Consider the following 24,272-nt stretch of genomic DNA (forward strand, 5'->3'; position numbering starts at 1 on the left):
AGTTAGTTTAAAAATAGGCAGAAAATTGTTGCACCAGCACTTATTTCCGTCTGTAGTATCTCCGCAATTAAAAGGGGTTCCGCAAGCAGAACATTTTTTTATGGTAAATATCAATAGGAAAATTAGACATTACTTTACTTTTGCAATACTGCGAAAAGAAAGGTATTTGTGTTCTAATTTTTTTGGGATTTCAAATAAATCAGGATGAAACAACGCGGCAAGCAACTCAATTCCGTCTACAACAGTTGTGCTGGGCTGTGTAAATAAATCGGCATCAGCTAAAAAAACTGCGTTATTCTGAACTGCATTCAAGGTATCCCATCCGTCTAATTTTGTTAGTACCTCTAATTCTTGACTGGAACGATTTATATCAAAACCACACGGTGCAACCACGAGTACCTCAGGATTATATAACAATATTCGTTCCCATGCGGTAACAATAGAATATCCAGAAGGATTCCCAAGCATGTCTACACCACCGGCTTGTGCGATTTGGTATGGGATCCAATGTCCACAATTGTATATGGGATCGAGCCATTCCAAAACCATTACTCGTTTAAGCGGAGCGTTGTTTTTACGAAGCGTATCCAGAATAAAATCAGTTCTCTTTTTGAGATTTGCTAATAATGTGTAAGCGCATTCTTCTTTATTAAAAGCTTTGGCAATAGTTATTACATTTTGATAAATATCCTCTAAATTTCTTGGAATTAGTGGAATTAATTCTGGCTCTTTGGATAATCGATAAATGGAACGAGCCACATGACTCGTGTCTATCTGGCAAACGTCACATACATCTTGAGTGAGAATAACATCGGGAGATAGAGATTCTAGCAAAGCGTCATCTATGTAATACAAACTTTTACCTTGCGCTTTAGATTGTGATACAATCTGGTCAATTTCACTACTCGTGTGATTAGTTCCTTCAAGGTAAGAACGTACCACTTTGGGTTTATCAGAATGGCATTCAAAGGTAACACCAACTAATTGATTTTCTAAACCCATTTCATAAATCATAGAAGTGGCGGCGGGCAGGAAAGAGCAAATTTTAATCATCCTAACAGTATATAAATCCTTGTGTTAATATAAAATAGTTTTTCAATAAAAAAGTGAGAAGATTGTAATAATCAAGCAACATACAAAATCAGCGAAACCTACATCCTTTTGGTTAGCTTCCATCGGTTTTTATTTCAAACAAAACAGACAAGAATCTAAATACAAATATAACCGTATGAATGGAACTATTGGTATAAATCTTATTTTATGTTTTGGGTAGGATCCGAATCTACCCGATAATTTAAAAAATTTGTCACTGATTATAAAAAATTTATAATTTATATTTGCCTTTAAATTTGCAAAAAATTATGAACATAAATAGTAATAAATTTTCTTTTCTTGTTTTGCTGTTACTATTAATTGGATGTAAAAAAAGCGAACAACTAAGCAATAAGATTTCTGATGTTTCTGGAAATACGATAGCTTACGCTAAAAGCTTAGCTATCTCAAAGTACGATGGCTATTCCGTTGTAAAGGTTTCAAATCCTTGGCCTGAGTCCAGTAAAAACTTCACTTATATATTGAAAGAAAAAAACGGTGTCATTCCTGATAGTCTACAAAAATATAATGTAATTCAAATACCTTTGCAGTCGATTGTGGTCACCTCAACCACAAATATTCCTTTTTTAGAAATGTTACGAGTTGAAAAATTATTAGTGGGATTTCCTAATACGGACTACATTTCATCTAAAAAAACCCGCAAATTAATTGATGCTGGCGCTGTAAAAAACATAGGACAGAATGAAAAATTAAACATGGAACAACTCATTGACTTGGCGCCTGATTTAATAGTAGCTTATGGAGTTGACAACAACAACCCAATGATTGATAATTTACAAAAAAGTGGCCTTAATGTGCTTTTTCAAGCAGATTGGATGGAACAAACACCGCTAGGCAAAGCCGAATGGATAAAACTTTACGGAGCTTTGTTTGGAAAAGAAAAAGAAGCTAAAATACTTTTTGAAACAATTGTCAAAAATTATAATGACGCTCTAGCATTAGTGGCAACCCAAAAATCTACAGTCACTGTTTTGTACGGATCTATGTATCAAGATCAATGGTATGTTGCAAAAGGAAATAGCTGGGTAGCCCAATTTATGAAAGATGCCAAATCTAATTATTTGTGGGCCGATGTTGAAGGAACAGGAAGTCTTAGTTTATCTTTTGAAAAAATACTAGATAAGGCAAAAACGGCAAATTATTGGATCGCAACAGGTTCTTTTAAGAATAGTACTGAATTTAAAAACAGTAACCCACATTACAGTCAGTTTGATGCTCTAAAAAACAACAATGTTTACACTTTTGAAAGTAAGTTAGGCAGTACAGGAGGAACCATTTATTATGAATTAGCCCCAAGCCGACCGGACTTAGTTTTGAAAGATTACATTAAAATTTTCCATCCTGATTTACTTCCAAACTATACTTTTACTTTTGCACAAAAACTGAACTAAATCCTTTCCTCTCCCCAAGCGTCCAGAGGATTCAAAAAAGAGGAAGCCAAAACTAGATTTTTACTTATCAAAAAGCTAAATATAATATTAGACAAACAAACGACAATTGAATAATCAAAAACGAAATACGATTTTATTTTTTTTACTTACTTTAGGGCTTATTGTTTTGTTTTTTGTAAACATTAGTTTTGGTTCCATTACAATCCCTTTTAAAGAAATTTACACTAGTTTAACCGGTGGTCAAGCGAGCAAATCTACCTGGGAATACATCATCATTAATTATCGTTTACCCAAAGCGATTACGGCAATTCTTGTAGGAATGGGATTATCGATAAGTGGTTTATTGATGCAAACGTTATTTAGAAATCCTTTAGCAGGACCTTATGTTTTAGGACTAAGTTCTGGCGCCAGTTTGGGTGTTGCCTTTGTGTTTTTAGGAGCAGGTTTACTGCCGTCTTTTTTAAGTACTGTCTTATTATCGTCTTATGGAGTGATTTTAGCATCGACTATGGGAAGTTCAATTGTATTATTAGCTGTTTTAGCCGTTTCACATCGATTGCGTGACACCATGGCTATTTTAATTATAGGATTAATGTTTGGGAGTTTTACCAGCGCAATTGTAGGGGTTCTTACTTATTTTAGTTCAGCTGAACAATTGCAAAAATTTACTTTTTGGTCCTTGGGAAACTTGGGCAATTTATCGTGGTCTTCTATTTTAATTTTAACAGTTTGTGTTACAGTAGGATTATTATTAAGTCTTTTTAGCATCAAACCACTAAATGCCTTACTGCTAGGCGAAAATTATGCTCGCAGTTTAGGTTTAAATTTTAAAAAAACTCGTTTAATCATTATTTTTGCAACCAGTATTTTAGCAGGAAGTATCACCTCTTATGCAGGTCCAATAGCTTTTATAGGATTAGCGGTGCCTCATATTGCAAAATTAGTATTTCAAACCAGTGATCATTCCGTATTATATTGGAGTACTTTGCTTTTAGGAGCATCAATTATGCTTATTTGCGATGTTATTTCAGAAATGCCTGGATTAGAAATCACTTTGCCTATTAATGCCGTAACATCCATAATTGGCGCCCCTGTGGTAATTTGGTTACTAGTACGAAAACGAAAAATGATTGCATAATGGAACATAAAATCATTCTGGAAGCTTCAAAAATTAGCATTGGTTATTCTCATAAAAAAGAGCATATCGTAGTGGCTTCGAATATTTCTATAAATTTAAAAAAGGGGAAACTGATCGCTTTAATAGGTGCTAACGGCATTGGAAAATCCACACTTTTAAAAACGATAACGGGAATTCAAAAACCGCTGCAAGGTGCTGTATTTTTAAATGAACGGAAAATTAGTTCATATGAACCTTTAGTGTTAGCACAGAACCTAAGTCTAGTATTGACAGAAAAATTACCGCCGAGTAACTTGACCGTTTTTGAATTAATTGCATTAGGTAGACAACCATACACCAACTGGATAGGAAAATTAACTCGAAATGATTTAAGCAAGATCTATGAAGCAATGGAGCTCACTCAAATTAGCCATTTAGCGGATAAAAAGCACTATGAAATTAGTGATGGACAATTGCAAAAGGTATTAATCGCACGCGCTCTGGCACAGGATACTCCTTTGATAATTTTGGACGAGCCTACCACTCATCTTGATTTATTACATAAAGTTTCACTTTTTAAATTGCTAAAAAAGCTAACTCAAGAAACTGAAAAATGTATTCTTTTCTCTACCCATGATATTGATATGGCGATACAATTAAGTGACGAAATGATCATAATGACTCCTCAAATTGTTGTCCAAGATGAGCCTTGTAACTTTATATCCAAAGGAATTTTTGCGACCTTATTCAACGATGAGCATATCCAATTTGACCAAGAAAAAGGAAAGTTTCTTATTGTATAATTTTTACTTTTTTAGTGTTATTTGTCTTTTTGCTTCACCGATTAAAAAAGCAACAGAATTCGCAATATTAAAACTTCGAATTAGTGTAGACATGGGAATGGTAAGGTGATTATCAAATTGGGATAAAACTTCTGGACTCAAACCTTTACTTTCCTTTCCAAAAACCAACCAATCACCATCTCTAAACTCTATTTCCAGATAGGATTTTTCAGCATGGGAACTCATTAGAAAGACCCGAGATAAATCCTGCACTTGAGCTTTCCACTCCGCTACATTTTGATATTCAGTTACGTCAAGATGTGGCCAGTAATCAAGACCTGAGCGTTTTAAATTTTTATCGTTAATTTCAAATCCAAAAGGATGAATCAAGTGCAAACGGCTCTCGGTACCTACGCACAAGCGACCAATGTTTCCAGTATTATTTGGTATTTCAGGTTCTACGAGAACAATATTTAACATTTTGAAGAGTTTTTTGATTGTTAATTTTTAATTGACATACTTCACTTGATCTTTGATTAGAGCTATAAAAAATGATCTACCTCTTGTACCTCTCCTGCTTGCAAATCATTAAGATACACGCTTCCTATTCGAACACGAACCAAGCGCAAGGTAGGAAAACCAACTGCAGCAGTCATTTTACGGACTTGGCGAAATTTCCCTTCATTGACCGTTATTGATGCCCATGAAGTAGGACCGTGACGTTCGTCCCGAATTTTTTTTCCTCTAGCCCCAAAAGCAGGAATTTCAGTAATTAATTTTGCTGTACAAGGTTTTGTGATGTATTTTGTACCGTTAAATCCTATTTCGACACCTTTTTGTAATTGTTCAATCGCTTCTTGATTAATCACACCATCAACTTGAACATAATATTCTTTGTCTACTTTTTTACTTCGGATAATTTCGCTCATCATACCGTCAGTAGTCAATAATAATAGTCCTTCTGAATCTTCATCTAAACGCCCTATTGCCATCGTTCCTTTTGGAAAGTCATGCAATTCGCCAAGTAGCTTCTTTTTCCTTTTTAATTCATAAATAAACTGACTGAGATATCCGTAAGGTTTATGAATGATAAAGTGTGAATGAGTCATTTTTACTTTGTAATTAATCCTTGTAAAGGTAGTTTTGTTTTTAGTAATTTGAAAATAGAAACATTGCAGTTATAATCTCAAAATCAAAATGTGCTGTTAAATGATTTCACATAATCATATTATCTTCGTAATCTTATGTTTACTTAGAATTATATTAATTTAAAATAACGACCATGGAAAATGATGATTTAGGTTCAAAAAAAATGAACAATAAACAAAGCACTAATGAAGGTTTCAGCGGCGACAATATGCCTGATGATTGCAAGACAGCCGATTCTATCATTAAAGAAGAAGTTGTTACTGATAGAGATGGCAATGAGACAATAGTGCAACGCGCCCGAAATGCTGATGGGAGTGAGGCTTTATTACCTGAGCAAGACCAGCGAACGTGGAATGAAAATGAGAGCTTAAGTAGGGGTGTACATACTGAAGAGGAAGCAATGAAAACAGTTGAAAACGAAGACTTAAACTCGGATATTACTGCACATAGATATCCAGCATCACATCCAGATAATCATCAGGATAGAGGAAATATAAAGCTTGACGATTAATTATAATTTTTAATTTGTAGTGAGCTAGTGAAAAGAAAATTTTTACTGGCTTTTTTGATGGATGGATTTTTTTAGTTAAAACTTATACTTCATCTATTTTATAATATTGTCTTAACGTAAGAAGTATTAATTTTGTTTCAAATATAAAATACAACCAATGAAACAGAATTACCATTTTCGCCAGATTCTGGCATTTTTAAGTTTTTTTTATTGTTTTTCGGTATCAGTTTTTGCTCAGGGAACCGCTCCAGTACCACAGGAATTGCCTTACACACAAGATTTCTCCTCTTTACCACATGCAGCTACGACATATCCAGCTGGATTTCAGGGTTGGACAGCAAGTATTTCCTCTGGGGCTGCATTCAACACTTCAGCAACCATAGTAGCTGATCGAGCTTTAGTTGCCAGTAGCACGGCTTCAACAGCAAGCGGTAATGTACACAACTACAATGGAAAAATTGGGTTTTTGAATACTAGCGCATTAGATTTAGCTATTGGATTTGCATTTAAAACAACGGGGAAATCAGGAATTACTGTTGAATATGATGCTATGGTAATTCGTAATCCTTACAATGGCGCATCAAGTGACCGACTTAATGATTTGATACTACAGTATCGCACCAGCACAACAAATGAATTTACTAATTTAGTACCTACAGTTTATACGAACGGAACAACAGCGCAAAACTCTGGCGTAATAGGACAGAATATTCAAAAGATAAAGATACTGTTACCAAATGGTTGTAATAATCAAGACGTTGTTCAAATTCGTTGGATTTCAAGACAATTTTCGGGTGGCGGTTCTAGACCTTCTTTCGCTATTGATAATATAAGCATTATCAACGACATAGCAGCACCTGTAAATGCTGTTAATTATCCGCAAATTAGCAATATAGTAGCTGATGGATTTGATTTTTTATCTCAATTAAATGAGGTTGGAAAAACGTATTATGTTATTTTGCCATCAGGTAGCGCTGAACCAACTATATCTCAAATAAAAGCAGGAACAAATATTGCAAATGCAGCTGCCATAAAAGCGGGCACTCTTGCAATTGATGATGCAGCGCTTCCCTACTCTCAAAATATTACTGGATTAACTTTAGGGACAGCTTATGTTGTTTATTCTATTTCTGAAGATGCGTATGGTAACATTCAAAGTGCAGTAAATAAAATAGATGTGACAACGTCCAGTGTTTTAGTTCCTGTTTTAAAGACTTCAAAAACCACTATCGATTTTAGTTTAGTAGAGCAAAATTTCAATTCAACTATTCAAAGTTATGAATTACAAGGAATTAACTTAAATGGAACTGTAACTCTTACTGCATCAGGAAATTTTACTATTTCTAAGGATCAAAATAGTGCTTTTCAATCATCTTTACTTTTTACTGCCGCTGATTTTAGTAGTGGCGCTACCGCGAATGTTTATGTGAAATTCTCACCCAATGCAACGGATGCTTTTACGGGTCAAATCACACACGCATCAAGTGGCGCAACAACTAAAATAATTTCATTATCAGGAACAGGAATAAATCCTTACATCCAGGATTTCAATAATGCAAATGTGCTTATTAATAGCGGTTGGACAGAATATAGTGTCGCTGGTAATACCATAAAATGGGTCAGCACTACAACTCGCTTTAATAGTTCTCCAGCGGCGGTGCAAATAAATGGTTATGGGGAGTCAGGTGAAAGTAAGGATTGGTTAATTTCGCCCAATTTACGATTAAATAGTTTTGATAATTTCCCATTATTATCCTTTTATTCGCGTAAATTTTTCTCTGGCCCGGCACTTAAATTAATGGTTTCAGTAGATTATGATGGAAAAAGTAATCCAGAGACAGCCACTTGGATCGCTCTAGATGGAGATTTTCCTACTACCACTGGAACATTCAAACAATCACGATACATCAATTTAGAGTCCTATAAAACTGATCATACTTATTTAGCGTGGGTATATGAAACTACCGCAGGTGGCGGAACAAACACTGCCGAATGGACGGTTGATGATGTAAGTATTGCCAATACGGTATCATTTTTAGCTTCCATTCCTGATTTAAATTTTGGCGAAATTGAGATTAATGCAACATCTGCCAGTCAATCTTTCGTATTCACAGCAGGTGGATACGGTGATCTTACAATTACCGCTCCAACTGATTATCAAATCTCTCTTGACGATATTACTTTTCAATCCGCTCTCACTGTTTTAGCGGCAGATGCACTTGCAGGTAAAACGATTTATGCTCGTTTTTTTCCTTCAACAAAAGCGTTAAATATTTCAGGAACGTTTACAGTTGTAGGAACAGGATTAAATCAAGGAATAGGTTCTTTAAATGGTTCTTCATTACTAAAAACAGACACATTTGATATTGTTACCTACAACTTAGAATTTTTTGGAACTGACGTGAAAAATACTAGCAATGTAGAATTTGGCCCTACGGACGATGCGCTACAAATTGACAATGTGGCTAAAGTGATGAATACTTTAAATGCTGATGTCTACGCTGTTCAAGAAGTTTCAGATGATAGCGCTTTGGAAACTTTAATTCAAAAAATAAGTATTAACGGAAAAACGTTTGATAAAGTGATCTCTCCAGTTTGGTCACGGTCTTATCAGGCTCCAGATCCTACTTTCCCGCCACAAAAATTAGTCGTGATCTATAACACAAAGACAACTACCGTAAAAAAAACTAGGGTAATGCTTAGTCAACTGTATGATGATCTTCGCGCAGGAACAAAAACGTTACCTAATTATCCAGATGTTGCTTCAAGTTTTTTCTCATCAGGAAGATTACCTTATGTGGTAGATATTGAAACAAACATTAATGGTGTAAAAAAGGAACTAAAAATAATTAATATACATGCTCGAGCTAATAGCGGCAGTGACTTAGTTAAATACAACCAGAGAAAATATGATGTAGATGTTTTAAAAGACAGCTTAGATGCGCAATATCCGGATGCTAATTTAATTATTTTAGGAGATTATAATGATGATGTTGACGAATCAGTTATTGCAGGTAAGCCTTCTACGTTCCAGAAAATAGTTGAAGATGTGACTCGTTATAATCCATTAACATTAGACATAAGTAAAGCAGGAGCGTTTAGTTATTTGTCATCTGGTGGATTCTTAGATCACATAATCATATCTAATGAACTAACTGCAGATTATGTGCCGAATTCAATTAAAGTATATGATCCTCGTTTAGATGTACCAAATTATGTCAATACAACATCAGATCATGGTCCTGTCATTGCTCGTTTTGAACTAAAAGCAGCTGTAAATTTAGCTACTAACGAATTCATCATGAAAAATGGCTTATCTGTGGTGTCTTATCCAAATCCAACTTCTGAATCGTTTAATGTGACAATAAGTTCAGTAGACACAGTAGATTTAGAGCTAAATATATATGACATGCTTGGTAGAGTTATGGGAGACGCAGTTAAGTTGAAAGGCTTAACTGGTGAAAATACCATAAAAATAAATAGTACAAAGTTACCGGTAGGAATCTATATCTACACCATTTCAAAAGACAACAAAATTGTTTTTAAAGACAAAATTATTAAAAACTAAAAGATTTTTTAAGCAGTTAGAAAGCCAGATTTTAAAAAAAAATCTGGCTTTTTTATTTTAGGAACTTTACATTACTAAATAGATTAGAGAGTCCAGTAAGCTATTTTCATCTGTCAAGATTTTGACTTTTTTTTTAATTTTTCTCAAAACTGTATTGTTTACTAATTAAAAGTTATTTCTGATTTGCATTTTCCGAAAAGGAAATAGGAATCTTTTTTCTATTTTTACCCTTTTACACAGATCAATTAAATGTCAAACCTGATTCCATTTTTAATAATTTTCATTATCGCGCTAGCGATAGGTGTTTTCATGGGTAAACTATTATTTTCCAATCACTTTTCATCGGAAAAAGTGAGCTTAGAAGAAAGACTAATTGCTGCACATTCTCAACTGTCTCTGCTAAAGGAACATTTACAGTCAACAGATAATGAAAAAGAGGCCATCCGAACTGAAAAAGATAGTTTAGCAATTCAACTTTCTAAAAAAGAGGTCGATTTTGAAAATTTATGGGAACGCAACAAAGAACAGAAAGACGAAGTTGAAAAATTACAAGATAAATTCACTAAAGAATTTGAGAATCTGGCTAACAAAATATTAGAAGAAAAGTCAAATAAATTCACGGAACAGAATAAAGAAAATATGAAAACGATCTTGACTCCGCTGCAAGATAAAATTCAGTTATTTGAAAAAAAAGTAGAAGACACGCACAAAGAAAGCATTGATTATCATGCCGCTTTACGCCAACAAATTCTTGGCTTAAGAGAAATGAATATTCAGATGAGTAAAGAAACAATCAACTTGACTAAAGCGCTAAAAGGCGATAGCAAAATGCAAGGAAACTGGGGCGAATTAGTTTTAGAGCGTGTTTTAGAAAAATCAGGTCTCGAGAAAGGCCGCGAATATCAGGTACAGCAAGCTTTTACAACCAGTGACGGAAATCGCGTTTTTCCAGACGTAGTGATCAACTTGCCTGATGGAAAAAAGATGATTGTCGATTCAAAAGTTTCGCTTACCGCTTATGAAAAGTATATTAATGAAGAAGATGATACATTAAAAACCAGCTATTTAAAAGAACATGTCTTTTCTATTAGACGCCACGTAGAGCAATTAGGTAATAAAAATTACCATGATTTGTATCAAATCGAAAGCCCTGATTTTGTGCTGCTTTTTATTCCTATCGAGCCTGCATTTGCAATAGCACTCAATGAAGATACAACTTTATACAACAAAGCGTTTGAAAAAAATATAGTAATTGTCACCCCTGCTACGCTGCTTGCCACCTTACGTACCATTGATAGTATGTGGACCAATCAAAAACAACAAGAGAATGCTCTTGAAATTGCAAGACAAGCCGGAGCACTTTACGATAAGTTTGAAGGTTTTGTTACTGATTTAATTAAAATTGGAAAAAAAATTGACGAATCTAAAACAGAGTATAACGGTGCAATGAGTAAACTTACCGAAGGAAAAGGAAACCTAATTGTAAGTGTTGAAAAATTAAAAAAGATGGGGGCTAAGGCCAAGAAATCTCTCCCTGAAAGTATAATTAACAATTCTAATAATGGTGAGAACCAACTAATAAACTAAAGAATAGATGAAAAAATTTCTATTAATTGTGACAGCAGTAGCGGTATTAGCTGTTGTGCTATATTTTGGATTTTTAAGCACTGCCACTTACAGTGAGGGTGTTCGCTCAGGCGAATTAATAAAAGTCAGCCATAAAGGGATGGTTTTTAAAACCTGGGAAGGAGAAATTAGTCAGGGTATTTCTGGTGCACAAATTTTTGCGTTTTCTATTCTAGATAGTGAAAAAGAAGTTATTACAAGTCTCAAGGAAATGGAAGGACAATATGTACAAGTTACGTATCATGAACGGTATAGAACTTTCCCTTGGTGGGGCGATACGCACTACTTTATTACCGCAGTCAAAAAAGTTAATTCTCCTTTTAAAGTAAAATAATGGTTCGTATTTATAAAACTGTAGCTTCCTCACACATTAGTATTTCACAATTGATGCTCCCTAGTCATTCCAACTTTAGTGGTAAAATTCATGGTGGATATATATTATCCTTATTGGATCAAATTGCATTTGCCTGTGCCTCTAAATTCTCCGGAAATTATTGCGTGACCGCTTCTGTGGACACCGTAAATTTTTTAAATCCTATAGAAGTAGGTGAACTCGTTACTATGAAAGCTAGTGTGAATTATGTAGGTTCTAGCTCAATGATTATAGGAATTAGAGTAGAATCAGAAAATATTCAAACATCGAAAATTAAACACTGCAATTCTTCCTATTTCACAATGGTCGCCAAAGATGCCGATGGCAAGAAAGCAGACGTTCCTGGATTAATTCTTTCAGGTAAAAATGATGTAAGACGATTTTTTAATTGTGTTAAACAAATTGCACTTAAAAAAGAAAAAGATTTACATGAGGAAGAATTCGATTATGATTCAAAAGATTCACTAGAAAGTCTCAAAAAGTACAATGTCAAATTAGAATTTTAAATACGAATGACCTAGCTTGTTTTTTATTACTAATAATTTCAATGAAAAACATGTACTGAATTATTAATATCTAAAATTAGAATAATTATAACTTACTTTTTTGTACCTTGATGTACTAAAATAGAGGTACTTATGAAAAAAATAATTATTTTTATATTGTTTTTAGTTGTTCATACAACATTCGCCCAAGACAGGTTATCTTCAATTAATGGAATTACAAATTTTGAAGCGTCTATTCCATTTTTTGAAGAGGTAAAGGCAGTAAATAATAAAACAAATGGCACCTTAATAACAACAAGTGGACAAATTTTATTTTCGCTCTATATTAGGGATTTTGAATTCCAGAGAACTTTGATGCAAGAACATTTTAACAGCATCTATATGGAAAGTAATCGCTATCCAAAAGCAGTATTTAAGGGCAAAATTGAAAACTTAAATTTAAAAACAATCAATACAATAAAGGCTGCTTATCAAATAAAGGGTAGAATTATTATTAAAGGACGAAGTAAAAATATTGCAATTAAAGCAAACATAGCAAAAGTTAAAAATGGTTATGAATTTACTACGGAATTTCCTCTAAACACAGACGATTTTAATATAGAAATTCCATTTGTAGTTAGATCTAAAGTATCGAAAACCGTAAACACAACAGTATTTTGTTTTTTGCAATAAGAATTAGTTTCAGATACAATCCTTTAAAGCCTCTTTTAAATTTTGATACTTAAATGTAAAGCCCGTCTGCTGAATCTTTTCTGATGAAACTCTTCTTCCTGTCAAAACAATGACCGACATTTTACCTAAAGCCATTTTAAGTACAAAAGCAGGAACATTTGGTAACCAGATACGATATCCAAAAAGTTGTGCAAAAGTTTCTGAAAAAATTTCATTAGTAGTATCATCATTTATTGCGGCATTATAAGGTCCAACCATTTCCTCATTTTCCATCGCTTTTAAATAGATCGCACATAAATCATCAACATGTATCCAAGGCATATATTGTTGACCAGTCCCTAATGGAGCTCCTAAACGATATTTAAATAGCGGAATCAACTTCTTTAAAAATCCATCATTTTTACCTAGTACTAAACCCGTTCTAATTTTAACAGTTCTTACGTTTAAATTCTCAATGAAATCGATGGCATCCTCCCATTTTTGACATGCATAGCCAAGGAAATCATTTGCGGGAAGCATTTCTTCTGTACATATTTCTTGCCCATTAAGGGCGCCATAAAATCCAATAGCAGATGCAGATATAAAAGCATCTAATTTCTTATTACTTTTTTTAATTACAGAGTACAATAGTAAAGTCGATTGCTCACGACTATCAATAATGGCAGCTTTTCGTTTAGCAGTCCACCTTTTTTCACCAATATTTTCACCGGCAAGATGGATGATATAATCCGCATTTAAAACAGCCTCTTCTTCAATAAACTGTCTTGCTACATCCCACTTATAATAGAAAACGTTTTCCTTATTTTGTTTTTCACTTCTGCTTAAAATAGAAACCGAATATCCTTTGGCTAACAAAAGAGTTGTTAAATGACTACCTATAAATCCAGAACCACCGCTAATTAATACATTTTTTTTCATCATAGTGTAAAGCTACTGATTTTTAATTTTATAAATTTATAATAAATTTTGTTTAACTTTATTAATATATCGTTAAACATTTATTACCTTTATACTCTAATTTGAAATTCAGTAAAAATGGCTACAAAAAAAATAAAAGTAACGAAAGACAGAATAGTTTCACTCTATATGGACTACGTATTAGAACACAGTGAAAAACCGAAATCCGTTTATATTTTTTCGAAAATGAATGATTTTTCAGAAACTGAGTTTTACGCATTTTTTGGAACTATCGAAAGCATCGAGAAAGAAATTTTCAAAATGTTTGTTGAAAAGACAGTAGACCTGCTAAATTTAAACCAGGAATATGTGATGTACGATATGAAGAGTAAAATGCTAAGTTTTTATTTTACTTTTTTTGAAATCTTAACCGCAAATAGAAGTTATGTCGTGTTAGTTCTTAAAGAACACAATAATAATTTAAAGAAATTAAGTTTGCTTGCTGGGCTTAAACTTAGCTTTAAAAATTATTTAATCGAAATTATAACTGACGATTTTAGAACACAGCAAGAAAGATTGCAAAATTTTCAAGAAAAAGCATTTCAGGAATCGTCATGGTTTCAATTATTGCTCACAATGAAATTTTGGCTTGACGATTCATCACCATCTTTTGAAAAAACTGATATTTATATTGAAAAGTCAGTTAAAGCGAATTTTGAATTAATGAATATTGCTCCAATAGACAGCTTAATCGACTTTGGGAAATTTATTTTCAAAGAAAAAATATACAATAAATAATGAAAACCATAGACTATATTCCAACTTCAAAAATTGAAAGAGCTACTAAACTCGTTCAAACTGGTGCTAAAGTGGGAGTGAATTACTTGAAATATTACGGTGAAAAAATAGTTAATTCTGATTTGACACGTGACAAATTAAATGAAGATAATGCAGAAGACATTTACGATGGCTTAAAAAGCTTGAAAGGAAGCGCGCTTAAAGTTGCTCAAATGTTGAGTATGGATAAGAGCTTTTTACCTCAAGCGTATGTCGAGAAATTTTCTCTTTCACAGTTTTCGGTGCCACCACTTTCTGCACCACTAGTATTGAAAACTTTTAAGACAAATCTTGGTAAAACACCATTTGAAATTTTTGATGAATTTAATGCAATTTCTGTCAATGCAGCCAGCATAGGTCAAGTTCATGTTGCCATGAAAGACGGTAAAAAACTCGCTGTCAAAATTCAATATCCAGGCGTGGCGAATAGCATTTCATCTGACCTGTCGATGGTAAAACCTATCGCTGTAAGAATGTTTAACCTACAAGGTAAAGATTCTGATAAATATTTTAAAGAAGTTGAAGAAAAATTGATTGAAGAAACCAATTATTTACTAGAATTAAAACAAAGTCAAGAAGTTGTTGAAGCCTGTAAAAAAATAGATAATATAGTTTTCCCTAATTATTATGCTGAGTTTTCATCCGAAAAGATCATTACAATGGATTGGATGAACGGAAAACATTTATCAGAATTTACAAAAATCAATACCGATCAAGCGGTAGCAGATAAAATTGGTCAAGCCTTATGGGATTTTTACATGTATCAGATACATATTTTGAAGAAGGTACATGCTGATCCTCATCCAGGAAATTTTTTAGTGAATGATGAAAATCAATTAGTCGCTCTTGATTTTGGATGTATGAAGAAAATTCCACTAGATTTTTACACTCCTTATTTTGACTTGATTGACAAAAATGTGATTAATAATGCGGAAGTATTCAACTCAAAATTATTTGAACTTGAAATTTTAAGAACAGATGATTCTAAAGAAGAATTAATTTATTTCACCGGAATATTCCATGATTTATTGTCCTTGTTTACGAAGCCATTACAGTCTGAAATATTTGATTTTGCAGATGAGAGCTTTTTTGAAAGTATCGCTTTATTAGGAGAAAGATTTACTAAAGATACGAACTTGAGAAAAATGAATGGTAATAGAGGTTCAAAACATTTTATTTATATGAATCGCACCTTTTTTGGCTTATATAATTTGATGTTTGATTTAAAAGCAAAAGTTACTGTAAGTCACTATAAAAAGTATAATTAGTGAAAAAAGAACATTTGCCATCTAAGATGTGTGTGGTTTGTAACCGCCCGTTTACATGGCGAAAAAAATGGGAAAAAGTCTGGGAAGAGGTCAAATATTGTAGTGAAAAATGCAGAAGAAACAAAAAGGATTAGTTTGGTTTAGAAATGATTTACGGGTAAATGACAATCAGTCGTTAACGAGAGCAATTAATGAAAATGAATTGGTGATTGCTGTTTACTGTTTTGATCCAAGACATTTTGAAAACACCAAATTTGGGTTTAAAAAAACAGAGAAATTCCGAGCGAAATTTTTAATTGAAACGATAAAAGAGTTAAGACAAAACTTAGCAAAATTGAATATCTCGCTTTTGGTTCACCACCAAAAACCTGAAAATTGCTTAAGTACAATTTGCGATGAGTATGATATCAACATCATCTACTCGCAAGAGGAATGGACAAGTGAGGAAAGAGAAGTTTTTGAAAGTGTGAAAGCAAACGTTTCCAATTTAATAAAATTTGAAACCACTTATAATCAGTTTTTATTTCACCCAAAAGATATTCCTTTTGAACTGAATACAATTCCAAATGTTTTTACTCAATTTCGAAATAAATGTGAAAAATACAGCAAGGTTCAAACAGAATTTACTGTTAAACTAATGTCTAAGGGAAATTTACAAGAAAACAATACGACAATACCTACTTTGAATATTCTCGGTCTAGTAGAAGTTGAAGTAGATTCCAGAACGGCATTTCCGTTTAAAGGTGGAGAGAATCAAGCCTTAAAAAGAATGGAAAATTATTTCTGGGAAACAGAAAAATTAAGTGTTTATAAGTTGACACGCAACGGACTAATTGGTGCTGATTTTAGCTCGAAATTTTCACCATGGCTAGCAAATGGCAGTATTTCTGCAAAAACTATTTATTGGGAGATTCAAAAATACGAACAACAAGTGCAAAAAAATGATTCTACTTATTGGCTCATATTTGAATTAATTTGGAGAGACTATTTTAAATATGTCTCTTTAAAAAATGGAAATTCTATTTTTAAACTTGGTGGAATTCTAGATAAAGAGTATGATTGGAAATCTGGTAAAGCAGCAATCGAAAGTTGGATAAACGGAACAACAGCTGAACCGTTTGTAAATGCAAATATGATCGAATTGCAGCAAACGGGATGGATGAGCAACAGAGGCCGACAAAATGTTGGATCCTTTTTCGCTAAAAATCTATTTTTAGATTGGCGCATTGGAGCTGCTTACTTTGAGTCGCTGTTAATAGATTACGATGTTCACAGCAATTATGGTAATTGGATGTACGTTTCAGGTGTTGGAAATGATCCAAGAGATAGAAAATTCAACATCAAGCTGCAAGCTGAAAATTACGATGGACAGTCAAAATTTCAGAAATTGTGGTTACAACAAAAATTATTTTAGAAAAAGATGAATACTAACAAGAAAACTATCAATGTGGTTTGGTTCAAAAGAGATCTTCGTTTACAAGATAACGAGGCGATTTTTAATGCGATAAGAACAAATATACCAACTTTGTTACTTTTTGTATTCGAAAAATCTTTACAAAACGATTCGCACTACAGCGCCAGACATTGGAACTTTATTAAACAATCACTTGTGGACATCAATTTACAGTTAGCGTCTTTTAACACAAAGGTACTTTCAGTTTCATCTGAAATGCTTCAAGTGTTGAATATCCTAGAAGAGACGTATAAAATTGATACCGTATTTTCACATCAAGAAACAGGATTAAAGATCACTTATGAAAGAGACAAAACGTTTAAGAGATTTTGTAAAAATAATCAAATAAATTGGGTTCAAAATATCAATAACGGAATTTTTAGAGGGCTTACTGACAGATCAAACTGGGTTTCAGGCTGGGAAAATTATATGAATGAACCGCAGTTAGATTTTAGTCCACAGCAAGATCAGTTTTTAAACATGGAATCTATCATTGAACTTGAAAATGTTTTAGAAAAAACAAATTTAGAAACGATTCCTGATCGTGTTTTTCAAAAAGGAGGTTCCACAATGGCTGGAAAATACTTGAAAACGTTCTTAGATGAACGTTACCATCAATATAGTTATCACATTTCTAAACCGTTGTTAGCTCGTAAAAGTTGTAGCAGATTATCGCCTTATATTGCTTGGGGTAACTTATCTACAAGACAGGTTTTGCAAAAAGCGGCAACGTTCAGGTTGACTTGTACAGATAAAAAACAAATCGATTCTTTTGTTTCACGATTGACGTGGCAAGCTCATTTCATTCAAAAATTTGAGATGGAAGAAATAATGGAATTTGAAAGCGTAAATAAAGGTTTTCACACTCTTAAAAAGAAACCAAACGAAAATCATATTGAAGCATGGAAGAAAGGAATGACTGGTTTTCCATTAGTTGACGCGTCTATGCGATGTTTAAACGAAACAGGTTATTTAAATTTTAGGATGCGAGCAATGCTGGTTTCTTTTTTTACCCATAATTTATGGCAACCTTGGCAAGAAGCGACGCAACATTTATCGCAAATGTTTCTTGATTTTGAGCCAGGAATTCACTTTCCGCAATTGCAAATGCAAGCTGGGGAGACTGGTATAAATATGTTACGTATATATAACCCAATCAAAAATAGTTACGAGCATGATCCTGAAGGAGAATTTATAAAAAAATGGGTCCCAGAATTAGCTGATTTGCCAAGAGCTTTTATTCATGAGCCCTACAAAATGACTTATCTCGATCAAAAATTTAATGACTTCGAAATTGGAAAAAATTATCCAAAACCAATAGTCAATATGGAACGAACTAGAAAATTTGCGAGCGATTTTTTATGGAAAATGAAAAAAGATCCATTAGTTAAGGCAGAAGGCTTGCGAATATTAAAATTACACACTATGGCCGACATTGGAGATAGTGAATAGCACTATATAAAGTTTCTTAAAGATAAAAATATGAAAATTGAGACTGAAAAAAAAGAACTCACAGATTTAGATAAAGACCGAATCATTGAAATGGCTTGGGAAGATCGAACCACATTTGACGCAATTTTATTGCAATTTGGTCTAAAAGAGCAAGAAGTAATAGACTTGATGCGTACTGAAATGAAACCCTCTAGTTTTAGAATGTGGCGTGCGCGAGTTCAGGGACGTAAAACTAAGCATGAAAAATTAAGAGATTTCCGAGAAGGGCGCTTTAAATGCACCATGCAAAGACAAATAAATAATAATAAGATTTCAAAAAGATAGGCTTTAGAAATTAAAGAAATGTAAATATTTTAATAACTGTTTGAATAAATAAACATGAAAAACATAGTAATTATTGGTGGTAGTAAAGGAATTGGAAATGCTATTTTGTTACAACAATTGGAGAATAATTTAGTTGTAAACATTAGCAGAAATGCTCCAGAAATCACACACCCTAACCTAACTCATTTCTCTTTAAATGTACTAGAAGATGTGTTGCCAGAAATAGAAAATGTTGACACACTGATCTATTGTCCAGGATCAATAAATCTGAAGCCAATTGCGAGTTTAAGCATTGATGATTTTAAAAATGATTTCGAGATAAATGTTATTGGAGCTGTGAAAGCAATCCAAAAATATTTACCAGTCCTAAGAAAAGGCACGGATCCTTCTATCGTTTTATTTAGTACGGTTGCCGCAAAATTAGGAATGCCTTTTCATGCCAGTATTGCTACCGCAAAAGCAGGTGTTGAAGGTTTAGTAAAATCACTAGGCGCTGAGTTAGCATCAGTTGTGCGAATTAATGCCATTGCTCCTACTATAACAGAAACTACACTTGCAGCAGGTATTTTACGTAATGATAGAATGAAAGAAAATATGGTAGAACGCCATCCTATGAAAGGATATTTGAAGCCAGAAGAAGTTGCTAGTATGGCAAACTTTCTAATTTCAGAACATGCAAAATCAATTTCAGGTCAAGTGTTTGAGATGGATTACGGTATTGTTACCTTTAAAATATAATAGATAAGTCCAAGATATAATAAAAACCAGAATACGATGATAAAAGAGATGAAGAGCTACGAAAAAATTGAACAATATGATCCTGAAATTACAGAGGCATTAGCTGGTAATTATAAGATAATCATAGATGGCCTTGGTGAGGATGTTACAAGAGAAGGTCTTGAAAAAACTCCTGAACGAGTAGCTAAAGCAATGCAATATCTAACACATGGTTACGGACTAGATCCATTAGAAATATTGAAATCAGCAATGTTTACTGAAGATCATCGCCAAATGATTGTAGTAAAAGATATTGAAGTATATTCAATGTGTGAGCATCACATGCTACCCTTTTTTGGAAAGGCACATGTTGCTTATATTCCAAACGGTAAAATTGTAGGATTAAGTAAAATTCCACGAGTTGTTGATGCCTTTGCAAGAAGAATGCAAGTTCAAGAGCGCTTAACTGATCAAATAAAAGATTGTATACAGGAAGCTTTAAACCCACTTGGTGTGGCGGTAGTGATTGAAGCACAACACATGTGTATGCAAATGCGCGGTATTCAAAAACAAAATTCAGTTACAACGACCTCCTCTTTTACAGGGGCTTTTGAAAAAAATAAAACAAGAAAAGAATTTATTAGTCTTCTTTCCAATAAATTAAGTTAACTTTAAAGTATTAAGAGTACGAAAGTTAAAACACAATCGCGAAGGCGCATATCATTAAAGAAAAATGCAAGTTATAAAAGCACATTATCTTTTTGTTATGCGCCTTTTGATTTAAAAAATTTATACCAATGACAATTCTTTTAACAGGTGCGACAGGTTATATAGGAAAACGACTTTTACCATTATTAGTAGAAGCAGGTCACCATGTAATTTGTTGTGTGAGAGATAAAAATAGATTTTATTGCCCAGATGAGTTGCAAGACCATGTGAGAGTAATTGAAGTGGATTTTTTAAAAAAAGAAACTTTATCAGCTATACCTACTCAAATTGATGTTGCTTATTATTTAATTCATTCTATGTCGGGTTCCGCAACTAACTTCGATGAGTTAGAAAGTTTATCCGCTCAAAATTTTGTAGATCACGTTAATAATACAAAGGCAAAACAGGTCATTTACCTCAGCGGAATCATAAATGACGAATCGCTATCAAAGCACTTATCATCAAGAAAAAAAGTTGAAGAAATATTAAATACAGGGACTTTTGCCGCAACAACATTACGGGCAGGAATTATTGTAGGATCAGGAAGTGCATCATTCGATATTATTCGGGATTTAGTGAATAAATTACCTATAATGATTGCACCGAAATGGTTAAATACCAGATGCCAACCAATAGCTATTCCTGACGTATTAGAATTTTTATCGAAAGCACTTTTTAATCCACTCACTTACAACCAAAGTTTTGATATCGGAGGACCCGATATTTTAACTTACAAACAAATGCTTTTGGGTTTTGCTCAAGCAAAAAATCTAAAAAGACGGATTTATACCGTTCCAATAATGACTCCAAAATTATCGTCATATTGGTTGTACTTTGTGACCTCGACATCATATCGTCTCGCCTCTGCGCTAGTCAGTAGCATGAAAGTGGAAGTGGTATGCAATGATACTAGAATTAATGAATTGCTTGGTGTCATACCTATGACCTACAAACAAGCACTTTCTAGAGCTTTGATTAAAGTAGATGAAGACAAAGTTGCTTCTAGTTGGAAAGATTCATTGGTGAGCGGCCGCTTTACAAGTAGCATGTCTGAATATCTAAAAGTCCCAAAGAAAGATTGTTTTATAGATCGTCGAAAAATGGAAATTATAGATCGCGATTTTACTATTAATCGTATTTGGTCAATTGGTGGTGATACGGGCTGGTATTATGGAGACTGGCTTTGGAATTTACGGGGATTTATCGATAAATTATATGGCGGCGTCGGTTCGAGAAGAGGCCGTACAAATCGACATGATATTCATTCTGGAGACGCATTAGATTTCTGGCGCGTTTTGTACGCAAATAAGGTTGAAGGAAAATTAATTCTTTTCGCAGAAATGAAGCTGCCCGGTGAAGCTTGGCTAGAATTTAAAATTATAAATAACACTTTATACCAAGCCGCGACTTTTAAACCAAGAGGAATTTGGGGTAAATTATATTGGTATTCGGTCTTGCCATTTCATGGTTTTATTTTCCAAGGAATGCTGGAGAAATTAATTAAATAATTTACTTAAATTATAAGTCATGTAGGTTTATCGTTGACTAGACAAAAAGGCACAAAAACACGAATTTAAAAAAATGTGATTAAAAATTTTAATTATATAAAATTAGATGTTTTATCATTAAATAACATGGCTCAAGGTACACCGTTGCTGCTATTTTTAAGCTTAATTTACTTCGACTTTCATAAAGTTTGAATGTTAAAACAATAATTATTTTTTCAACCTAGTTAACTTAGGTTTTTAAAAAAATCTCAAGTAAGAATCTGCGCTAATCTACGTAATCAGTGGAAATAAAATTTACTTGAAAATTCCAACTTTAGAGTTATTTACAAAAAAATAAGTGCTAATCTGTGAAATCAGTGCCAAAAAAACTATTTTACTATTCCAGCCTTATAGGTAGCAATCGCTCTATCTCTTGCCATAGCGTGCTCAACCATAGGTTTTCCATATCCTAAATCAAATTCCTTGATCCACTTTCTAACATAAATTCCATTTTCATCAAATTTCTTTTGCTGAATTTCTGGATTAAAAACCCTAAAGTAGGGCGCTGCATCACATCCGGTTCCCGCAGCCCATTGCCAATTTCCCACGTTAGCTGACATATCATAATCTAATAATTTTTCAGCAAAATAAGCTTCACCCCATTGCCACTCTATCAGTAAATGTTTACATAAAAAACTAGCAACAACCATACGTACTCTATTGTGCATATATCCTGTTTCATTAAGTTGGCGCATTCCTGCATCAACCATTGGATAACCTGTTTTTCCAGCACACCAACGTTTAAAATCTTCCTCATCATTGCGCCATTGAATGCCATCATAAGCCGATTTAAAATTACGGTTAGCAACTTTAGGGAAATTATAAAGAATCTGCATAAAAAACTCTCTCCAAATCAGCTCGCTCAAAAACACATCATTTTTTTGAAATGCCCAATTCACTAACTTTCTAACACTAACTGTCCCAAAACGTAGATGCGGCGATAGATAAGAAGTTTTATCCATTGCTGGAAAATCTCTAATATCCTGATAATTAGAAATAAATTTTAAATTATGAGCTTTAACTTTAATTGAACTTTCTTTAAATCCTATTTGCTTTAATGTTGGAAAAACAAAATTACTTTTAAAGAAATTAGCGTAATGAGCATTAATGTCAAATTCTTGAATAGGTGCTAAAGATTTATATTTCTCTAACCACTTATTCTTAAAAGGAGTGTAAACCGTGTAAGGCAAACCATCAGCTTTGGTAATTTCTTTTTCTTCAAAAATCACTTGATCTTTTACGGTATGACAAACAATGTTATTGTTTTCAAGATACTTAGATATTTCAGTATCTCTCTTAGTAGCGTAAGGCTCGTAATCTTTATTGAAAAATACTTCTTTTATATTATATTCTTTTGAAAGCGAATCCCAAACTTCTAAAGTTTTCCCTCTAACAACTAAAATGGAACTATCAATTTGAATTAACTCCTCATTAATTTTCGAAAGATTCTCATGGATAAATCCCACTCGTGCATCGTCCTTTGGCAATTTGTCTAAAATTACTTCATCAAAAATAAAAATTGGAACAACAGGATATTGAGATTTTAACGCATGATACAAACCAGCATTATCCTCTAAACGAAGATCACGTCTGAACCAAAAAAAAGATACTTCTTGCTTGCTCATTACTTCCCATTAAACATTTCATCCACTTTCACTACTCGATATTCAAAAATAGATTTTAATTTATTTTTAACCACTAAAGTATTCATAATCCTACCTAGAAAGCCAAGTGGCAGTCCGTAATGAACAACATCAGTCATTTTAGTACCGGTTGCTGTAGCTTCAAAAAAATGTTTATGATGCCAAAAACTATAAGGCCCATAACGTTGCTCATCAATAAAATAACTATTTTCTTTTACATTAGTAATGAGAGTCATCCATGAGAGTGTGATTCCAAAAAGTGGTGTTACTTTATACTGAATAATTTGTCCTGCATACATTGATTTTTGATCAAAATCAGTAATTTGAAATCCCATTCCCTCAGGAGTAATTTTCTGAAGATTCCTAGGATTAGAAAAGAAAGCCCAACATTCTTCAACAGTAGCATTTACGTGTTGCACCGTTTCTTGTTTGTATATTTTCATTGTATTTATTTAAATGGAAAATTAATTTGTTTTTTTTGTCGAATTGAGCGCAATCGATGTAATGTACTATTAATAAAAAGATTCCGACTGCGCTCAACCTGACAAAAAAACAACCATTATGGTATTGAAAATTATCGTTATCCCTACTTGTAGCTTTGCAAAATTTGCAATATTT

At 33.2% G+C, this 24,272-nt stretch carries 24 protein-coding genes; 18 read left to right on the plus strand and 6 right to left on the minus strand.

The genetic code is table 11. From position 1 onward, the window contains the following. Positions 1-129 precede the first annotated feature (129 nt). A complete protein-coding gene (locus tag BUA99_RS01600) occupies positions 130-1,053 on the minus strand; it encodes an ABC transporter substrate-binding protein (RefSeq protein ID WP_072987336.1) in 924 nt (307 codons plus the stop codon). 308 nt (positions 1,054-1,361) lie between these two features. On the opposite strand from BUA99_RS01600, the gene BUA99_RS01605 reads away from it, so the two are divergent. From BUA99_RS01605 to BUA99_RS01615, 3 genes are all read left to right on the plus strand, one after another. After that, the gene (locus BUA99_RS01605; protein WP_072987339.1) at positions 1,362-2,504 is read left to right on the plus strand and encodes an ABC transporter substrate-binding protein; all 1,143 of its coding nucleotides are present in this window, start codon (positions 1,362-1,364) and stop codon (positions 2,502-2,504) included. A gap of 106 nt (positions 2,505-2,610) precedes the next feature. Then, positions 2,611-3,642: an iron ABC transporter permease gene (locus BUA99_RS01610; protein ID WP_072987341.1), complete on the plus strand. Its 1,032-nt coding sequence runs from the start codon at positions 2,611-2,613 to the stop codon at positions 3,640-3,642. Beyond that, positions 3,642-4,424, plus strand: coding sequence for an ABC transporter ATP-binding protein (locus BUA99_RS01615; RefSeq protein ID WP_072987344.1), 783 nt, complete (start codon positions 3,642-3,644; stop codon positions 4,422-4,424). Before BUA99_RS01610 ends, BUA99_RS01615 begins: the two co-directional genes overlap by 1 nt. Positions 4,425-4,427: 3 nt before the next feature. Here the strand turns inward: BUA99_RS01615 and BUA99_RS01620 are convergent, their stop codons facing one another. Next, complete coding sequence (locus BUA99_RS01620) at positions 4,428-4,883, minus strand: tRNA (cytidine(34)-2'-O)-methyltransferase (RefSeq protein ID WP_072987349.1); 456 nt, start codon at positions 4,881-4,883, stop codon at positions 4,428-4,430. 62 nt (positions 4,884-4,945) lie between these two features. Beyond that, the gene (locus BUA99_RS01625; RefSeq protein ID WP_072987352.1) at positions 4,946-5,512 is read right to left on the minus strand and encodes a pseudouridine synthase; all 567 of its coding nucleotides are present in this window, start codon (positions 5,510-5,512) and stop codon (positions 4,946-4,948) included. A gap of 203 nt (positions 5,513-5,715) precedes the next feature. On the opposite strand from BUA99_RS01625, the gene BUA99_RS01630 reads away from it, so the two are divergent. The 6 genes from BUA99_RS01630 to BUA99_RS01655 all read left to right on the plus strand — a co-directional run bounded on the left by BUA99_RS01630 (position 5,716) and on the right by BUA99_RS01655 (position 12,808). After that, positions 5,716-6,063: a hypothetical protein gene (locus tag BUA99_RS01630; protein ID WP_234972871.1), complete on the plus strand. Its 348-nt coding sequence runs from the start codon at positions 5,716-5,718 to the stop codon at positions 6,061-6,063. Positions 6,064-6,220: 157 nt separating this feature from the next. Further along, positions 6,221-9,631 carry a T9SS-dependent choice-of-anchor J family protein gene (locus BUA99_RS01635; RefSeq protein ID WP_072987358.1) on the plus strand — a complete coding sequence of 1,137 codons (3,411 nt, stop codon included), beginning with the start codon at positions 6,221-6,223 and terminating at the stop codon, positions 9,629-9,631. 249 nt (positions 9,632-9,880) lie between these two features. After that, entirely contained in the window at positions 9,881-11,218 is a 1,338-nt protein-coding gene (locus BUA99_RS01640) for a DNA recombination protein RmuC (protein WP_072987361.1), read from the plus strand. A gap of 7 nt (positions 11,219-11,225) precedes the next feature. Beyond that, complete coding sequence (locus tag BUA99_RS01645) at positions 11,226-11,591, plus strand: 6-phosphogluconate dehydrogenase (protein ID WP_072987363.1); 366 nt, start codon at positions 11,226-11,228, stop codon at positions 11,589-11,591. Continuing rightward, complete coding sequence (locus BUA99_RS01650) at positions 11,591-12,136, plus strand: acyl-CoA thioesterase (protein ID WP_072987365.1); 546 nt, start codon at positions 11,591-11,593, stop codon at positions 12,134-12,136. The genes BUA99_RS01645 and BUA99_RS01650 overlap by 1 nt, the downstream gene beginning before the upstream one ends. 132 nt (positions 12,137-12,268) lie before the next feature. Continuing rightward, positions 12,269-12,808: a YceI family protein gene (locus BUA99_RS01655; protein WP_072987367.1), complete on the plus strand. Its 540-nt coding sequence runs from the start codon at positions 12,269-12,271 to the stop codon at positions 12,806-12,808. Positions 12,809-12,817: 9 nt separating this feature from the next. Here the strand turns inward: BUA99_RS01655 and BUA99_RS01660 are convergent, their stop codons facing one another. Continuing rightward, complete coding sequence (locus BUA99_RS01660; RefSeq protein WP_234972874.1) at positions 12,818-13,729, minus strand: TIGR01777 family oxidoreductase; 912 nt, start codon at positions 13,727-13,729, stop codon at positions 12,818-12,820. A gap of 114 nt (positions 13,730-13,843) precedes the next feature. On the opposite strand from BUA99_RS01660, the gene BUA99_RS01665 reads away from it, so the two are divergent. From BUA99_RS01665 to BUA99_RS01705, 9 genes are all read left to right on the plus strand, one after another. Then, the gene (locus tag BUA99_RS01665) at positions 13,844-14,503 is read left to right on the plus strand and encodes a TetR family transcriptional regulator C-terminal domain-containing protein (protein ID WP_072987369.1); all 660 of its coding nucleotides are present in this window, start codon (positions 13,844-13,846) and stop codon (positions 14,501-14,503) included. Next, complete coding sequence (locus tag BUA99_RS01670) at positions 14,503-15,810, plus strand: ABC1 kinase family protein (protein WP_072987371.1); 1,308 nt, start codon at positions 14,503-14,505, stop codon at positions 15,808-15,810. Before BUA99_RS01665 ends, BUA99_RS01670 begins: the two co-directional genes overlap by 1 nt. Continuing rightward, positions 15,810-15,944, plus strand: a complete 135-nt coding sequence (locus BUA99_RS01675; protein WP_072987373.1) for a DUF2256 domain-containing protein — start codon at positions 15,810-15,812, stop codon at positions 15,942-15,944. The genes BUA99_RS01670 and BUA99_RS01675 overlap by 1 nt, the downstream gene beginning before the upstream one ends. After that, positions 15,920-17,224 carry a DASH family cryptochrome gene (locus tag BUA99_RS01680; protein WP_072987375.1) on the plus strand — a complete coding sequence of 435 codons (1,305 nt, stop codon included), beginning with the start codon at positions 15,920-15,922 and terminating at the stop codon, positions 17,222-17,224. The genes BUA99_RS01675 and BUA99_RS01680 overlap by 25 nt, the downstream gene beginning before the upstream one ends. Positions 17,225-17,230: 6 nt before the next feature. Beyond that, positions 17,231-18,715, plus strand: a complete 1,485-nt coding sequence (locus BUA99_RS01685; RefSeq protein ID WP_072987377.1) for a cryptochrome/deoxyribodipyrimidine photo-lyase family protein — start codon at positions 17,231-17,233, stop codon at positions 18,713-18,715. 30 nt (positions 18,716-18,745) lie between these two features. After that, complete coding sequence (locus tag BUA99_RS01690) at positions 18,746-19,039, plus strand: TIGR03643 family protein (protein ID WP_072987380.1); 294 nt, start codon at positions 18,746-18,748, stop codon at positions 19,037-19,039. A 54-nt stretch (positions 19,040-19,093) separates the two neighbouring features. Beyond that, a complete protein-coding gene (locus tag BUA99_RS01695) occupies positions 19,094-19,777 on the plus strand; it encodes an SDR family NAD(P)-dependent oxidoreductase (protein ID WP_072987383.1) in 684 nt (227 codons plus the stop codon). A gap of 36 nt (positions 19,778-19,813) precedes the next feature. Then, the gene (gene folE / locus BUA99_RS01700; RefSeq protein ID WP_072987386.1) at positions 19,814-20,425 is read left to right on the plus strand and encodes a GTP cyclohydrolase I FolE; all 612 of its coding nucleotides are present in this window, start codon (positions 19,814-19,816) and stop codon (positions 20,423-20,425) included. A gap of 128 nt (positions 20,426-20,553) precedes the next feature. Continuing rightward, positions 20,554-21,972, plus strand: a complete 1,419-nt coding sequence (locus BUA99_RS01705; protein ID WP_072987389.1) for an SDR family oxidoreductase — start codon at positions 20,554-20,556, stop codon at positions 21,970-21,972. A gap of 368 nt (positions 21,973-22,340) precedes the next feature. On the opposite strand, the gene BUA99_RS01710 is transcribed toward BUA99_RS01705, so the two are convergent. Beyond that, entirely contained in the window at positions 22,341-23,636 is a 1,296-nt protein-coding gene (locus BUA99_RS01710; RefSeq protein ID WP_072987392.1) for a cryptochrome/photolyase family protein, read from the minus strand. Further along, on the minus strand, positions 23,636-24,097 hold the full coding sequence (locus BUA99_RS01715; protein WP_072987394.1) for an SRPBCC family protein: 462 nt from the start codon (positions 24,095-24,097) through the stop codon (positions 23,636-23,638). The genes BUA99_RS01710 and BUA99_RS01715 overlap by 1 nt, the downstream gene beginning before the upstream one ends. Between the last annotated feature and the right edge of the window lie 175 nt (positions 24,098-24,272).

It is taken from the genome of Flavobacterium segetis (genome assembly GCF_900129575.1).
GTDB classification, from domain to species: Bacteria; Bacteroidota; Bacteroidia; order Flavobacteriales; family Flavobacteriaceae; genus Flavobacterium; species Flavobacterium segetis.

Excerpts from the sequence above, each read along its gene's own strand:
- BUA99_RS01655 (WP_072987367.1), top strand. The coding sequence starts at position 12,269 with ATGAAAAAAATAATTATTTTTATATTGTTTTTAGTTGTTCATACAACA.
- BUA99_RS01605 (WP_072987339.1), top strand. The coding sequence starts at position 1,362 with ATGAACATAAATAGTAATAAATTTTCTTTTCTTGTTTTGCTGTTACTA.
- BUA99_RS01620 (WP_072987349.1), bottom strand. The coding sequence starts at position 4,883 with ATGTTAAATATTGTTCTCGTAGAACCTGAAATACCAAATAATACTGGA.
- BUA99_RS01680 (WP_072987375.1), top strand. The coding sequence starts at position 15,920 with ATGCAGAAGAAACAAAAAGGATTAGTTTGGTTTAGAAATGATTTACGG.
- BUA99_RS01715 (WP_072987394.1), bottom strand. The coding sequence starts at position 24,097 with ATGAAAATATACAAACAAGAAACGGTGCAACACGTAAATGCTACTGTT.
- BUA99_RS01705 (WP_072987389.1), top strand. The coding sequence starts at position 20,554 with ATGACAATTCTTTTAACAGGTGCGACAGGTTATATAGGAAAACGACTT.
- BUA99_RS01695 (WP_072987383.1), top strand. The coding sequence starts at position 19,094 with ATGAAAAACATAGTAATTATTGGTGGTAGTAAAGGAATTGGAAATGCT.
- BUA99_RS01615 (WP_072987344.1), top strand. The coding sequence starts at position 3,642 with ATGGAACATAAAATCATTCTGGAAGCTTCAAAAATTAGCATTGGTTAT.
- BUA99_RS01670 (WP_072987371.1), top strand. The coding sequence starts at position 14,503 with ATGAAAACCATAGACTATATTCCAACTTCAAAAATTGAAAGAGCTACT.
- BUA99_RS01665 (WP_072987369.1), top strand. The coding sequence starts at position 13,844 with ATGGCTACAAAAAAAATAAAAGTAACGAAAGACAGAATAGTTTCACTC.
- BUA99_RS01635 (WP_072987358.1), top strand. The coding sequence starts at position 6,221 with ATGAAACAGAATTACCATTTTCGCCAGATTCTGGCATTTTTAAGTTTT.
- BUA99_RS01600 (WP_072987336.1), bottom strand. The coding sequence starts at position 1,053 with ATGATTAAAATTTGCTCTTTCCTGCCCGCCGCCACTTCTATGATTTAT.
- BUA99_RS01710 (WP_072987392.1), bottom strand. The coding sequence starts at position 23,636 with ATGAGCAAGCAAGAAGTATCTTTTTTTTGGTTCAGACGTGATCTTCGT.
- BUA99_RS01625 (WP_072987352.1), bottom strand. The coding sequence starts at position 5,512 with ATGACTCATTCACACTTTATCATTCATAAACCTTACGGATATCTCAGT.
- BUA99_RS01690 (WP_072987380.1), top strand. The coding sequence starts at position 18,746 with ATGAAAATTGAGACTGAAAAAAAAGAACTCACAGATTTAGATAAAGAC.
- BUA99_RS01685 (WP_072987377.1), top strand. The coding sequence starts at position 17,231 with ATGAATACTAACAAGAAAACTATCAATGTGGTTTGGTTCAAAAGAGAT.
- BUA99_RS01660 (WP_234972874.1), bottom strand. The coding sequence starts at position 13,729 with ATGATGAAAAAAAATGTATTAATTAGCGGTGGTTCTGGATTTATAGGT.
- BUA99_RS01640 (WP_072987361.1), top strand. The coding sequence starts at position 9,881 with ATGTCAAACCTGATTCCATTTTTAATAATTTTCATTATCGCGCTAGCG.
- BUA99_RS01645 (WP_072987363.1), top strand. The coding sequence starts at position 11,226 with ATGAAAAAATTTCTATTAATTGTGACAGCAGTAGCGGTATTAGCTGTT.
- BUA99_RS01630 (WP_234972871.1), top strand. The coding sequence starts at position 5,716 with ATGAACAATAAACAAAGCACTAATGAAGGTTTCAGCGGCGACAATATG.
- BUA99_RS01650 (WP_072987365.1), top strand. The coding sequence starts at position 11,591 with ATGGTTCGTATTTATAAAACTGTAGCTTCCTCACACATTAGTATTTCA.
- folE (WP_072987386.1), top strand. The coding sequence starts at position 19,814 with ATGATAAAAGAGATGAAGAGCTACGAAAAAATTGAACAATATGATCCT.